Genomic DNA, 15400 nt, shown 5'->3' with positions numbered 1-15400 from the left:
GATGGAAACAATCGGGATGTTGCCAATAGACCGGCTGCATAAACCGCGTAACCGTTGCGACGCAGTTGCAAAATTTAAGTGTGTCTTTAAGGCAATACACTCATCTTCATTTCCATGACAGTTCTCTTAACCATCAAAAGAAGGGCTTGCGATGCACATACAACCTATCAATACTTCAGCCAATACGACTCAATCTACTTCTTCAAACAAGCCTGCAGAGCTTTTTTCTTTAGCCAGGGTTTTAACAGGCCAACCATTTTTAAATTTCGATGAGTTTGTGAATTGGCTGACACCACTTAATCCAGAAGACATTCAAACGAGGGAAGGACTCATTCAACGCTTAAAAAATCAGATGCAAAAGCCGAATAGCGTTCAACAAGTCTCTCATTCGATTGAACATGCTATTTTTCATCAAATGGTCGACCCTGCAATAGAAGCTTGCCGAGAATTAATCTCCAATGCAATCGATGCACAAGGAAGAGCCTTGAAGCGCCATCATCCCATTTCTATTTCCATCCATGGTTCTACACTTGAAATTCAAGATTGCGGTGATGGAATGGGATGGCAGTCGCTTCCCTACTTTTTTGTCCTTGGACAATCTCTTTCACGCACATTTTCCAAGTCTCAAGAAGAATTTAAAACCATCTCCGGAAGATTTGGACAGGGAGGCTATACCCCTTTCTATTACCTGCTCTTTGAGCGCAACCGGCTATTTCCAGGCTTTAAAGTGGGCAGCAAGGGTTTTCTAGAGCTAGATATTCCCTTCCATAACAATCAAGGAAAAGGCATTTACCGCTTCACTTACATTCCTCAAAAAAACCCTCTAGAGGATAACCAGGCTGTAATTGAAACTCTTCCCCAGCACACTAAAAGCCTTGTTGTTCATACAAAACAACAACAAACAGCTATTCAAATGGTATTCGAAGAGTGCAAGCAACAGCTCATTCTTGACATCCGCGAAAGCACTAAAACAACAATGGGAACTCATTTTTGCATTAACTCCCCTTTGATTGAAGAAGAGAAAAATCGCATTATTAACTATCTGAAAACAGCATTTGCCTTTGTCGAAGGAACGCCTATTTTCCTCAACAACGAACAGATCAACAACTCTGCCTCCTTTCAATCTGTTCCATTGGAAGAAGGAACCCTTTATTTTGTTCCTAAAAGTCATTCCAATGGCAAACTACTGATTTATGAAAAAGGGCGGTTTATTTGTGAAGAAAGCCTGCCAGGAAGCGTGTTAGAAACCATCGCCATTAATTTTCATAACCTCAACCTAACAGTTGAAAGAGCCTCTGTAAATTTTAAAGACCCGCATATTCAGCAGTTTATACAAGAACTCGTACAAGCGATAATAAGTTCTCCTCAATACCCCGCCTCTCTTAAAGCAGCTTTATTCAATAGCCTCTATCCTCTGATTGCTCCTCACCAAAACGAACTCATCCCGCTTATCACTCAATGGCAAACAGCGCTTTCCCTAAAGCCCAATGAGCTAATTCTTCCAGATATTTTTGATGGCGATGCCAGCAAACTCCCCCAAGTAATCTTTCTTCATCCAAATTACTGTGAAAGAATTCAGCTGGAATCCATTGACGCAGGCCACGGAAAAAAAATATATCTGCTCCCCAAAATGACTGCGGCCTATCCGGTATTTCTAAAAAGCATGCAAGGCCGCCTACAGCTTTTTATCCGCGAAGATCTTTTGAATTCTCGCACTATGGAAGCCAGCAAGTTTAATCTCTTTTTACTTAACTTGTGGCTGGCACAAAAAATCAGCCCTCATCACCAATTAGACATTCCGATCATTCTTCATCAACTTACAGCAGTCAACCGCACGACCCCTTTCTCCCCATCAGATGATGAATTGATGGCCTATGAAGAATCAATGGTTCAAATGAACAACGAATCCATTACCCTTGAAGACCTATGTGAGGAGCATGGCATTGAACACTATCTGACTGTTCTAAAGAAACCCGGCTCTTTTTCCAGTTTCCAGCGCAACCCTAACTTTAACATACTTTTTCCTCAATGTTGGCTATTAACGCCAAGAAACACATCGCCAGCTGACGAAGAAGAAGGTGAGGAAATTTTGGATGCAGCAACGCCTCGCGCCAGAAAAGATCAGCTGGACTGGTTTGCACGCTATATCGCATCCTCGCAAAAACACCTGGATCTTTTGCTCGAGACGGAGTTTTTTGATTTTTTCGATCTGCAGAGCGTTTGCTTAGATGCAACAGACTTGCCTCTAGATCGCTTTCAAGGTGTCATCCAATTAATATTCATCTACCTCGAAAGTTGTTTAGCCATGCAAGATAAGCAGGCAGGCAAGGCTGAAGCAGAGCGTTTCCTTAAATTTTTAACACGTACCATCAATCTCACTGAAAGCCTCGAACAAGAAAAAAGTACAACCCATTATCTTATTTCCTGCTACGAACGCTTCAGAACGATTGTGTTCTTGTGCAATTTAACCGAAATCGAATCACGCGAATTTCAAGATATGGAAGAATATTATGGAGCAAAAGATTACCAAAAAATTGAAGCTCTCATAAAAAAAATTCCCAGCACTCAAGCAAGGCATATAGCAGTCACTTTATATGAAGATCTTTACCCGCACATCGATCTTCTGCTCTCTTGTTTGCCGGCGGAGCTAGAACAACTGCTCCATCTTTTTGCCCCTTACGACCTATGCATTCACAATGTAATCAAAAATTTCTATCAGCAAAGGATAGATTTGGTGCGTGGGATACGGCAAAAAGACTGCCTCATTTTACTGAAGTATATGGCCCCTCTAAACCATTTGCCTATCGAAGCTAAGAAAATAATGGCCGAGTCCTTTTTCCTTCTCCAACTCATAAAAAAGCAGCAGTTTGAAGAAATTGACGACGAAAAAATCAAAATTAATGAATCAATTTTTTGCGAAGTCCTTATACGAGGCTTGCGCTACATGCCTCATACAAGTATTATCGACACCCTTAGTCAAACCCATGCTAGCTTGAGCGCACTTTTGCGATTTTACCAAGAAAGAAACTCGATTTACCGCGAAATGAATCGCTCTTCATGCAACCACCAAGAGGTTTTTAAAAAATATACAGAGACTTTCAGATGGCTAAGCTACTATCAAAATGGAGAAGCGTTCTTCAAAAGCATGCAAGACTATCACAGCTTCCTTGATACGCTCGCTACTATAGAAAGCAGCCCTCAGCTAGCATTGATGGTTGCTAAGAGGCAAAGCGAGGAAATAAAGCTTTGGGACCATTTTAGGCTGCTATTTCCTGGTGCAAAACCCTTCATTCACGCAGCTTTTGTTGGCTTGTACGGATCTTCTCTAGACAATGGCTTTACCTTTCCAATCTTTTCTCCACAAACCGCTGTTTCGCTACATAAGGATCAAGAAGTCATAGAGTTTATTGGCTCTGAAGACTTAACTCAAACACGGATTCAAGCGGCTATTCACCAAAGCTTAGCAGATGATTCATGCTTTAAGGCATTGATTATTAATAGCATTCAAGCCGGCAGCACCTCTATTCATTGCAGCGCTCATTTAGATGATCCAGATCACCTTACAATAGCCATACAAGATAATGGAAATGGAATAGATGAAAAAGGATTTAGGGCTTTAAAGACGCCTGGATATCCATCTACCGCTGATCGCATCGGCAATGGCTTTTTTTCGGCTGTAAAGGAATTTGACGAAGTCGTCGTCTCGTCTATTTCAAGCCTAGATCTGACTAAAAAACGGGATTTATTTTTTAAGAAAGAAAACGATGGCACGTTATTCATTCAAGCTCTCAAAGAGACACCAGGCCATTTTATTGCTGGAACAACCATTCTCCTACGAAAGAAAAGTACAAACCCGTTTGCCGATTTTCTCTTGTCCAAGTCGCTCTTGATGAATTCATGCTGCTTTATCCGGCCTGATCTTTATTGCCAGGGAGAAAAAATAAACGTCAACCCAGGAAGCAAGGCTTTTGCCGAGGCTGAGGTACCTTACGAAGAGCTCGGAATACCAAAAGGATCTTTTCATGCATTCATTGGTATGCATGAAGGACTTTTTTTAGATCAAATCAAAATGAGCAGCCTACCTAACGAAGCTTGGGATCTGGTGCCTAAAAGAATTAGGCAAAAGCTTGATGAAAACCATTTAAAAATCAGTCTGTTTTTACCAAAATTAAGCCCTGCAATGAGCCGTGGGCATGTTGTTAACCAAACGAGTATTATGCCCATCATGCAGTATGCCGTCTTAAAAGTCTGCATGAACTACTATCTCGCCAAGCTCGCCAAAGGAGAGACAGAAAAGCAATTTTCTGACGACTATTGGGGTGATTTCCGCTTCTCTAATCAAGCAATGGGGCTCGACCGTTACATTTCGAATTTGAGCCATTTTGGAAACTTTAAGAAAAAAATTCAACGCGAACTCTCTAATGGAGTGGACCATCAAAAACACACGCTTTTACAAGTGGCCGAGCTATTTTTAAGGAACAAGCAAGGCGAGCTTACCTATGCCTCTATGACCCCATTAGAGCTCATTCAAGCGATTCATGAGCAGGATGCAAAAAAAGCGGACATCAAAATAACAAAAACCCTTCAACAAACAATCGAAAGTTACTTCATTCCCTTTCTTGTCGAATCCGCCTTACCAGGCACCCCACATTCTTTCTTAAAAATTCGATGCACCCTTGGTGAAAAATTAAAGGAGGCACAGCTCTTATGCAAAAATGGCGATTATAACATCGATGCCATCAAAACTCTACCTCTAGAGTATTGGAAAGATGTTGTAAGAGATGGAATACAAGCAACAAAGTTAGAGTTACAGTTAAATCAGGCATTGGACCCCATGCTCAGTCAATTTGAATCGGCTATCTGTAAACGCCTTGCAAGCATGAAATTCCAGCAAGCACAAATCGCGAAGAATATTCCAACCGAATTTAACCCACTTGCACAGTTTTTAGAACACTGTGCCGCATACTTTCTAAACAAGCCCATTCAGTTTAAACTGTACGAAGCTATGAATGGCACCAATGCCTATACCTTCCAACAGTCAACCGAATTTCACTTAAATACAGTCGGCGAATTAGGACTGTACTTCAACAGCTTTAGACAAAGACATCAACATAAGCATCCCTTTAGCACCCTGCAAGATCTCGATCTGTCAACAATTATGAAATGGCTGGAAACCTTGACTCATGAATGCACACACATGAGCGAGCCTAAGCGTGATATTAGAGGATGCCAAGGCACGCACGACCAAGTATTCAGGGATAAGATGTGCGAATTGCTGACGGCGTTTTTTATCACTCCTGGTAAAAAAACAACTGTTTTGAGCAGTGTAGAAAATATCCTATGCAAAGGAACAGGTTCCTATACGGAAGAGGAAATCCAACCTTCCGACAACGCCTTAGCAAAGATGAAATAGCTAAGCTCTTTCCACCCACCCGGGGTTCTTGCAACAATCTAGCCGTTTGCAAGAATCCCTCCTGAGCCAAATCTCTGGTAGCCTTCATCAAGGACACAGCGTCCCTTCCCTATCCCTGAATCCAATTCATGCTATCAAGCTTAACAACATTTAATTAATAAATTAACACCATCTTTATTGTTAATTAACACCAACAAAATATTGTTTTATTTTTAAAACAAGGAATTAATGTGAAAATTAATAATAAAATCTCTTTAAATGAAAGTTTGACTACCGAAAAGCAAGTTGCCGCTTTTTTAAATCCCAATTTGTATTTAACAAAAAAGTTAGAGAAGCAAAAAGCATTGTCTATCAACTTTCAGACACTTGTTCCCAAAGCACCTCAAGCCCTACAAACGCTGACCTCTTACAAGTTCTGTTATATCACTCTAGCATCCTGTTTTGCACTTTTTGTGCATTATCAGTTGATGTATAAAAGTTATGATAGATGTGCCTCTATTCATTGCGACGTTTCGATTGAAGAACTCAGGAAAGGCTATACGAGGATGATGACCTGCGTCTATATTGGCATGTTGGGGTGCATTGGAAATCTTGCTCGTGCCTTAACCCCCTATTCGTATGACGATGAATCTATTAGTTCGAATTGCCTCGTCAAGAGTCGGAATGGTGCTAAGAAGCAGCATGGCTATGTATTTTCATCAAAGCCATTTCAAGCATCGGCTCTCAGCTCGCTGCCGGGAGTCTCGATATTTAGCAAGCCTTTTTCGATAACCAAACAGAGGATAGCACCCGGTGTTTGCAATGGCATGAGCTGGTGGTTTATCATTCTTTATCTTTATTCTATTAAAAATGAGCTGAATTTAGAAAGCCGTGCAGAAAAAATCGCTTATTTCTTCAAGGATGGCGCGCCAAAGCAGTCTCTTTTCATTCAGGCTCTACAAGATTTCTTTTTTAGCACACCGAATAACTGGAAGCTTTTTTGCAATCAATATTCAAAGCTTGATGAAGAAGAGGCACTAAAAGCCGAGTCTCTTGTCTATTTAAGAGACTATACATTTATCAGCAAAGTATTCAACGTCTCTTACAATAACCATTTTACTTTCGATATTAGCGATGAATCGACTCTTCCCGATCTGAAAACGATTCCAGAAGGAATTTATAAAATCGGTGTACATAGCCATACCATGGTATTCATTAAAGAACAGAGTCGTACCATGCTATTCGATCCCAATTACGGCCTGTATGAACTCGAGCCGGAGCAATTTGTTCGTTCATTTAATCAATTTTGTAAACTTTACATGGGAAAAGGACATAGCTATGGCATTTTGCAGGGCATTAGCTTAAATTCTTTTTGCTTTGGCTCAAGTAAGCTATTTGCTCATACCTATATAGGCCAAGATCATATAGATCTAAAAAATCCCTTTAGCTGGTCAGAGAGTACAAAACAGTCCAACCCGTGATTGGATGCAATCACGGGCTTGAAATCTGATTCGATTAGCAAAAAAGACAGCGCGCATTTTGAACTAAATGGATTAATAATCAGAGCTTTATGATCCGGTCATTTGCTTTTTGCGGTCTCTTGCTACCCTTGAAATTTTATTCCAAGCGCCGCCCATTCCCATTGCATTTCGCATCTCTTTAAGAGTTGCTTGCGACACTTCATTCATTTTTTCGGTGCCATCGTAAATAATTTCTTCGATTAATCCTTTTTCACACTCATAAAGCTTGCGTCTTTCACGGATCGGTTCTAAAAATTCATTGATTGCAGTCGTTAGTTTTGCTTTCACTTCAACATCCCCGACACGCCCTTCGCGATAACGCGATTTTAGATCTTCCACCTCATCTTTGCGCGTATTAAAAAGATCGTGATAAATGAAAACAGGGTTGCCTTCAACGGTACCCGGTGTATCGGCACGAAGACGATTAGGATCTGTATACATTCCTTTCACTTTTTTCTCGACTGCCTTGGCATCATCGGATAACAAAATCGTATTATTAGCCGACTTACTCATCTTACCTTTGCCGTCCGTTCCAATTAAAGTAGGCGTTTCGCTGAGCAAGACTTCTGGCATGGGGAAAATCTCGCCATAGTACTGATTGAAACGCCTTGCAATGTCGCGAGCAAGCTCGATATGCGCCTCGTTGTCTTTGCCAACCGGAACAAGGTGAGCTTTTGGCATTAGAATATCGGCCGTTTGCAAAACAGGATAGCCGATTAAGCCAAAGGGAATGCTGTCATTGTCCAAATGGGCATTACGTGCCATTTCCTTGAGGCTCGGAAGACCTGTTAAACGATTAAGAGAGATGAGCATTTCAAAGATCAAATTCATCTCATAGACTGCAGGCGTGGCAGACTGAAGATAGATGGTCACTTTTTTTGGATCGAGTCCACAAGCTAAATAATCGAGCACCATCAGGCGCACATTCTCGCGCAGCAACAGGATTTCCTCTTTTGAAGGCTTTGTCGTTAGGGTGTGCAAGTCAGCAATAATGATATAGCATTCATAGGTATCTTGCAGTGCAATGCGATTTTTGAGCGAGCCGACATAGTGCCCTAAATGGAGAAGCCCCGTTGGACGATCGCCCGTTAAAATCCGTTTTTTCTCAGTCATGACTATTGATCCATTTGTTCTAAATTAACTTGATTGACAAGCACACGCTCTTGTTGGCTTGAGTACAATGACTCTTAAAAGCAATAATTGATTGCGGTCTGTGAGGCTATTTTGCCACCTGGAGCTTTAAAACTCGATGCCCTTTATTAATTTAATTGCAACGCGATGATCCAAATTGAAAAGAGAATCACGGCAATTAAAAGCGGCTTTCCGCCTGGAACAATCTGAGGCAAACCTAATTTTTTTGTATAACGCCCTTTCCAAACCATCAGTGCCGGTAAAATTCCGAACAATATTACGGCTCCAAAACCTCCTGCATAATTTAAGGCAATTAAAAAAATGGAGGGATAAAGCAGTGAACACAGCAAGGGGGGCCCTAAAACCAAACCAGACAGCACAATCTTACCAACAGGAGTCTTTTTAATTGATAATCCATCTGCCAAAAAGTCGACAAAGCTTACCGCGACGCTTAAGAAGGAGGTGACGATGGCAAAAAAAGCAAAAGCCTGAGCAATATCCAAAATCCAAGACACTCCAACAGCATCTCCCAAAGCTTCAGTCGCAATTTCACCGTGATCCAAGGCTTCTTTAAATTCTGATAGCGGAACGAGTCCAAGAATCAACCATTCCCATGCAAGGTAGATGACGAGCGGAACCGCACTTCCAAATACAATAGCCTTAACTAGCAGCTTGGCGTTGCTATTGAAATAGGTCGTCAAACTTGGAACTAAATTATGAAAGCCAAAAGAGACAATCACTGCCGGCAAAACAAGCGTCGCAGCGCCCCAATCCTGATGCTTGAGCAGGGATGCATCCACGTGAGGCATTCCCATGATAACTAAGCATACATACGCCGCAATCAATCCCATCATCAGAATCCTGTTAAACCAATCGACTGCCCCAATGCCAAGATAGATTAAAGTCCCAAACAACAGGCAAAAAAGAAGGCTGCCAATGCCAGGATAAAGAACGCATCCGCTTAACTGAGTAATAAAGTCGGTTACCAGAGAGCCGCTGGCAGCCACATAGGCCACCATCAACGAATAGAAAAGAAAAAGAAAAACAAACCAGCTGACAGCTTTTCCCATCCAACCTAATGTCCGTTCTGCCATAGTAATGATGCTAATCTCTTCGCCAAACCATAAATTAACCTCTAAGAGTAAAAGCCCCGTACAAAGCATAAATAACCAGCAGAGTACAAACATGACAACACTTGGATTAAAACCTGCTTGTGCACTTAAAACAGGCAACCCGAGCATTCCGGCTCCAATACAACACCCAGCAACGAGTAAAACGCCCCCGAGAAGACTGCCTTTTTTGATTGTATAATGCTCCATGCTAATCCTTGGTTGAATATCTCTATTCTAGGGGTTTATAAGGCTTGGTTTAAAGAAAGGTGAAAATGTCTCTGACATGACTATTGAAAGGAAGCATTAAATGCCTAGTTACTCAAAGTAAATCTTGCATAAGCCAAAAAGCCTATTAATAAAGAAGGCTCACAATAAGATTAAAAAAGTTTTAAGCTACAAAGTATACTTTTTTAATCCTTTTATGGCGACTCAATTTATCTACACCATTGCAGGAGAAAGACATTCAAGCAATCAAGGATGATTGGCTAGGAGTTCCTTCATTCAGTGAACTGTGGGTAACGGAATAGAAAATAATAAGAACTCGAAGAGCGACTGATTGCCAATTGCTTAGAAAAGTTGGCTTTACCCCGATTCTTCAGGGATCTATCAATGCTGCTTTTGGAAAAGGGTAAAGCTAAGCCCCCTTATTCCAAACAAGCCCTTCGATGATTGTGCGAAATTCATCGGGCGATCCATATTCGGCATGCAAAAAATAATCGCCATTTTCTTGCCTTTCATAGACCTCGAACCCCTCAAAAGCTCGCTGTCCCCGAAATTCCCAAGCCACGGTATTTTCCTGCCGCAAGCCGGTTCCGGTAATTTGACCTACAATGCTATTTTCTAAAGAGACGGTAAAGGCATGAGGCTGGATGTCTTTAAACATAAATGTGTTGATGACTTGTTCATCGATTCCCTGCATTTCAACCACTTGAACAGCACGAATCAATTCGGAACTTTCTTGCACAATTTGCCAGCGGGTATAAAATTTAATAAACTCGTGCGAAGCACTAAAGGTAATTTTACCTTCTCCCAACCAAAGCCCAGGAGAAAAAATAAATTCAGGTTGTGTCATTAAAACATGAACCTCCGACTATAAATGCTTTGTAAAATACCTAAAGCCATCATTGTTGATAAGATAGATGATCCGCCATAAGTCACAAGAACCAGAGGAACACCCGTAATAGGCAAAAAGCCACACATCATTCCGATGTTAACGAGAATGTGCATCGCCAAGTAAACCGTCACACCAGCTGAGAGTAATCGGCCGAAAGGGTCTTTTGCAACTGCACTGACCTGAAAACTAAAATAGATTAAAGCATAATAAAGGACCATGAGTAAAAGAAGGCCAATAAAGCCAAATTCTTCTCCGAAAGCGGGATAAACGGAATCGGTATACGGCGCTGGCAGCCAGCCTCGCCCACTAAACTCACTTTTTCGCCATCCCGTACCCGTAAGCCCGCCAAGTGCAATGGCAGTCGCTGCTGCTTTCTGATGGTGGGTGGCTGGATCCAAACGGTCAAATTGATAATCCTTTAAAACCTTAGTTGCATAGGGTCGCAATGTTTCGTGCGGAAGAATCCCAAGAAAAATGATGGCGACCAAAAAGAGGCCAAGCCCCCCTCCAATTGTCATCGCCTTAACAATCGATGGCCGCAAATCACCAAAATAAAACATGACCAATGTGATCGGAAAAAGGACCAAAGCAGTGCCTAGATCAGGCTGTTTGAGGATGAGAATAAAGGGAATTCCCACAATGATGCCTGCGTAAAAAGCCGTACTCCACGAACCTGCATCAGAACGCCTTCTTTCTAAAAACCAACTCAAAGTGACCACCACCACAAATTTAGCATATTCCGATGGTTGAAAACTGATGTTGATGAAGGGAATTCGATACCATCTATGTACGCGTTGAATGGAGTCGGTAAAAAAGAGGCCAATCAATGACAAGAGGACGATGACGTATAAAATCCAGGTCCATTCCCTTAATTTATTGTAGTCAAAGCCTGCAAAGAAAAGATAAACGGCCAGCCCAATCGCAAACCACTGAATTTGAGAGCGCACAACGGGCGTTAAAAATAATTCTTCCGTATGGTCAGACGATGGATCCATTGTAAAAGATGATACCACCAGCAGACTGATCACCATTAAACTAATGATAACGGGGATGACTCTAAAGTCTAAACGAGTAAGATAACGAGGACTCCACATAACTTGCAGAAAAAAAATAGCTAAAATAGTACCATATCAAGAATTAATAGAATGCGCAAGTCAAATTCTGATGAAAATTAGTGCATTTACATACTATGCCAGGCGGATAAGATAGGGTTGATAAAATACCATCTTAATATCTTTCTATTAAGACCCTTATCATTTATCATCGACTGTCATCGATCAAAGCCTATCACCTGTATGCTAGCGAATCTACCATAAATGTTTGCTAAGGCTTTAATATTTTCCACACAACTTTCATTAGTTGTAAATATTTTGAATAATTAGGGTATCCTCCATGGCTTCCTCGATCTTACACTATCATTTTGAAACAATTGGTTCTACCAATACGTGGGCGAAAGAACACGTCGAGCAAATGGATCCTGAAGGAGTTACATTAGTAACCGCATCCAAACAGACAGCTGGCAGAGGACGCTTTAAAAGGCGCTGGCAATCACCTTCCAAACTCAACATCTATGCCACTTTTTGTTTTCACGTAGATGCCCAGCGAACCGATATTGGACATTTTCCTCAACTTCTAGCGCTTGCAGCCGCACGAGTCTTAGAAGATCTCCATTTTAACCCGACTTTGAAATGGCCCAATGATGTGCTGCTCAATGGCAAAAAAGTAGCCGGTATTTTATGCGAAACCGTAGCTTTGCCAAATCAAAAGCGATGCGTCATCAATGGAATCGGCCTTAACATTAATATGCCGGCGAAACTTTTAAAAAAAATCGACCGCCCTGCCACCTCGCTGCTGGTCGAAAGTGGTGAGGAGTTTGACGTTGACACGATTTTAAAAGTCCTAGACGTGCAATTTACCTCTTACCTGGCTCATTTCCTCACGCATGGATTCGAACCCTTTTTCCCCTCTTTTCAATTGCGTTCCGCCTTCAAGCCTGGCCAGCCTGTCCGCTTTCATGACGACCGCACGTTACTGGAAGGTTTTTTTGAAACTTTGCATCACGACGGTTCCGTACAAATTAAGCTTCTTGACGGTACATCCAAACAATTTTATGCCGGAGAATTCGTGTTTCCTGCAGAGCTAGCCCACGCACCCGAAAAAAATTAGATACCTTTTAGGTTTTCAAGCCGCAAAGCAGTTTTTTTTTTGAATTAATTGGCTAACCTGTATAGTCGATCCATCTTTTAAAAACTGAGGATCGATTATGACACCGACAATGGCAGCCTGCTCTTCTCATAGAACAGCAGCAGCTTATTCCATTCCTGTCCCCCAATCTGCAGAGAGTTTAACCCATGTGTATTACGTCGTTCATCGCGAAAGATATGGAATACATGAAATAATAGAGCAGGGAATCATAACAAACCCTAAGCCCAACTGTTATTTGGAATTTGAAAGAGAATGGCTTGAAAAGCACAGAAATTGGAGTTTAACCATTAAAGGCTTTCAACAGCAAATCAACTGCTTTAAAACTACGGCTATTGTCGCAGACTATTTAAGCAAGCTAAAAGCCTAGATAATAGAAAGGCAGCTCTTCAAAAGAGTTGCCTTTCACAAAAGAATAGAACTTAGCAAAGGGTTGCTATCCATCCATTATCGGATTGAGCCTATCGTAAACAGTTGTTATAAACTGAAAGAACTTCAATTCTCTTCTCGTTGCCTGCCGCTCAATCCAATCAAAGCGGCTCAAATTAAGGATGCTATTCAATTCGCTCCAATACTGCCCAGGCTTATTCTTCAAGTCTTCTAAGTGGTGCTGCGCAACGGCCAATTGGAACTCTTTTTCTCCCGGATCTAAGTTGCTATCAGTCTCAAACATAAGCTTTTCTATTTGCAAGGCACGCGACTCGGAAGCTTGTTCTTTTATCTGCTTTTCTAAGTGAAGCAAGAAAGGCTTGAAAGCCTCGTCAAATCGCTTTAAAAACTCTTGTGTCTTTCTAAACTTAGAAAACTTTTTTCTAATGCTTAAAACTGATTCCACTAACTCTTCCATCACATGAGTCGAAGGATATGTCAATTTCTCTTTTTCATACGATTTGGAAAAATTGATTTTGCTGCACAAGGCAATGGAATGCTGAATCGACGCTCGCAATTCGTTTATAAAATCTTGGACTAACAACTGGTCAGTGATCAATCGAGCGACCGTAAAGCCACCTTTATCAAAGATATTTCTAGTAAATTCTTGCGTAGCTTTCGAAAAATAGGACTCCTTCTTGAAGAAATCATCGATAAATTGCTGAGAAGACTCATCTAGTCCAAATACAGGCTCAGGCTCGACATAAACAACCGAACACTTGCTCTCCTCGCCTTCGTTGGAAGTCTCCTGTAACGGGCCATTCATATAATCATCTACTCTACCAACACTGTTATTAGGTCCAATCATTCTTCACCTTAATTTCAAATTCAAATCATAAAAATAATATCTGTTTAATTAAAAAACAATTAAATAAATTAATAACAAACAAATCTTAAAATTGAATTTATGATTATTAGAGAGCGTTTTTATCATTTCATTCAAATTCATCATTTTTTTATGATTGATTAATATAATTTTAACTTAAAATTGCACAATTAATATTTTTACCAAGGAGCCTTCATGTTACCTCTCGCTAAAGAGTTTCATTCTAACTCTCAAATAATGACGACCCAGCAGGCTACAAAAAAGTCGATAGGGGTATTTGCCCTGCAATTGGATGGAATGGGAGATATCATTGGGGGCGCTAAAGTGGCTGCCATGGTTCAGCAGATATTTCCTGCTTATGAGGTCATTTTTTCAGTCGTACAGCCATCGTTGTCGCTCATGGAAAAAATGATGTTTGCATCCAACAAGCATGTGATTGATGCCAGTGAGTTAAGCACGCTTACTGATTTGACCTTTTGCAAAGAAAAACAACTTCCCAAGAAAATCGATGCCTGTGCATGTATGATTATCTATCCGACTTACCATGATTCGACCATTCCAAAGTTTATCAGAGAATCGAATGTCCCCATGCTGCGCCTTCGCGAATATGGAGCGGGTCAGCCGACAAGGGGAACTGTCGAGGGAACTGTGTATCCTCTTGGAGTCGGCAAAGAAGACTATGGGCTCATCTTAGATCCCGATTTATATGCATATGGGGAAAAGCACCGGGGCGATCAGTCCTTGCAGCGCTTAGCTCAGCTCCAATTTTTACCCTCAGCCCTCACAAAACTCATTTTAGGTCGTTCTTTTAACAAAACAAGCCTTGAAGAATTTGCTCAAAATAACAAGCTTTTTTCTGGTTATGGCTACCATGACAGCGCCATCACCGACTTCATCGAAGCGTTGTGCACCTTCGATAGCTCAAACAACCTCACAATCTGTTTGCTCAATCAGCCGGTCAAAGATATCCACTCTCTTCTAAGAAAGACTCTTTTTAACAATAATTTCAAAGAGATCTCCATATACACGCCAAATGAAAAACAAGGATGGGACTGCAAAAATTTAGAATTTAAAGAAAAAACCAAAGGCAATCGAAAATGTAAGCTCATCTTTGCCAAGCTCGAGCCAGCCCATTCCCTGACTCTTGCCAAGGCCTCCGAACCGCAAACTCTTACAACAGGCGATCAGTCCTTTATCGAACGGCTTCTCTTGCGCCATTACCCGCTCTACGATTGCCGCCCTCATAAAATTCCTTTCATTCATTCGATCATCGAATCGGCTAAGCAGCTCGACAAAGAAGCCGCTTCCCTTTTACAAACAAGCATTTTCGGCAATGAGGATCCCCTAGAGATTTTGCAAATGATAGATGAAGGAAAGGCAGTTGGCCATCTCTTTTTTCAGCCAAACCTAGTCCATTATTTTAAAAAATTCACTAATGACCAAAAACTCGGCGAAAGCTGGAACAACATAGTGACCCACCTTTACCAGAATCACAATGCCAAAGATTTACTTCAACCCATCATTGCCCAAGCACTGCCCGCTTCTCGCAATGATCAGCTCAGTCTTTCAGAGAATACAAATAAGTAATTAACTTGTTATATAAAACAATAAATAGAAAAAAAATTGACAACTAATATATTTAGTTATAATATTTATCCATATTATTAATCTTAA

The 15400-nt window shown here is 41.1% G+C and carries 10 protein-coding genes; 5 read left to right on the top strand and 5 right to left on the bottom strand.

What is annotated here, in order from left to right:
• Window positions 1-151: 151 nt before the first annotated feature.
• Complete coding sequence (locus PNK_RS00850; RefSeq protein WP_059059707.1) at window positions 152-5413, top strand: ATP-binding protein; 5262 nt, start codon at window positions 152-154, stop codon at window positions 5411-5413.
• Between the two features lie 230 nt (window positions 5414-5643).
• Window positions 5644-6873, top strand: a complete 1230-nt coding sequence (locus PNK_RS00845) for a hypothetical protein (RefSeq protein WP_059059706.1) — start codon at window positions 5644-5646, stop codon at window positions 6871-6873.
• 87 nt (window positions 6874-6960) lie between these two features.
• On the opposite strand, the gene trpS is transcribed toward PNK_RS00845, so the two are convergent.
• The 4 genes from trpS to PNK_RS00825 form a co-directional block, all read right to left on the bottom strand.
• A complete protein-coding gene (gene trpS / locus PNK_RS00840; RefSeq protein ID WP_059059704.1) occupies window positions 6961-8025 on the bottom strand; it encodes a tryptophan--tRNA ligase in 1065 nt (354 codons plus the stop codon).
• 146 nt (window positions 8026-8171) lie between these two features.
• Entirely contained in the window at window positions 8172-9362 is a 1191-nt protein-coding gene (locus tag PNK_RS00835) for an amino acid permease (protein ID WP_059059702.1), read from the bottom strand.
• 427 nt (window positions 9363-9789) lie between these two features.
• Complete coding sequence (locus PNK_RS00830) at window positions 9790-10227, bottom strand: hypothetical protein (protein ID WP_059059700.1); 438 nt, start codon at window positions 10225-10227, stop codon at window positions 9790-9792.
• The gene (locus tag PNK_RS00825) at window positions 10227-11363 is read right to left on the bottom strand and encodes an FtsW/RodA/SpoVE family cell cycle protein (protein ID WP_032124828.1); all 1137 of its coding nucleotides are present in this window, start codon (window positions 11361-11363) and stop codon (window positions 10227-10229) included. The genes PNK_RS00830 and PNK_RS00825 overlap by 1 nt, the downstream gene beginning before the upstream one ends.
• A 298-nt stretch (window positions 11364-11661) precedes the next feature.
• Between PNK_RS00825 and PNK_RS00820 the strand changes: the two genes are divergently transcribed.
• Together PNK_RS00820 and PNK_RS00815 are read left to right on the top strand one after the other, a co-directional pair.
• Window positions 11662-12435, top strand: a complete 774-nt coding sequence (locus tag PNK_RS00820) for a biotin--[acetyl-CoA-carboxylase] ligase (protein WP_051981818.1) — start codon at window positions 11662-11664, stop codon at window positions 12433-12435.
• Between the two features lie 97 nt (window positions 12436-12532).
• Window positions 12533-12841: a hypothetical protein gene (locus PNK_RS00815; RefSeq protein WP_059059698.1), complete on the top strand. Its 309-nt coding sequence runs from the start codon at window positions 12533-12535 to the stop codon at window positions 12839-12841.
• Between the two features lie 66 nt (window positions 12842-12907).
• Here PNK_RS00815 and PNK_RS00810 read toward each other — a convergent pair whose 3' ends face one another.
• The gene (locus PNK_RS00810; protein WP_059059696.1) at window positions 12908-13708 is read right to left on the bottom strand and encodes a hypothetical protein; all 801 of its coding nucleotides are present in this window, start codon (window positions 13706-13708) and stop codon (window positions 12908-12910) included.
• A 213-nt stretch (window positions 13709-13921) separates the two neighbouring features.
• On the opposite strand from PNK_RS00810, the gene PNK_RS00805 reads away from it, so the two are divergent.
• Window positions 13922-15313: a hypothetical protein gene (locus tag PNK_RS00805; RefSeq protein WP_059059694.1), complete on the top strand. Its 1392-nt coding sequence runs from the start codon at window positions 13922-13924 to the stop codon at window positions 15311-15313.
• The last annotated feature ends 87 nt before the right edge of the window (window positions 15314-15400 follow it).

Source organism: Candidatus Protochlamydia naegleriophila (assembly GCF_001499655.1).
GTDB classification, from domain to species: domain Bacteria; phylum Chlamydiota; class Chlamydiia; order Chlamydiales; family Parachlamydiaceae; genus Protochlamydia; species Protochlamydia naegleriophila.
Note: the sequence above shows the minus strand (reverse complement) of the source record. Positions and strands in the feature narration are given on the sequence as shown.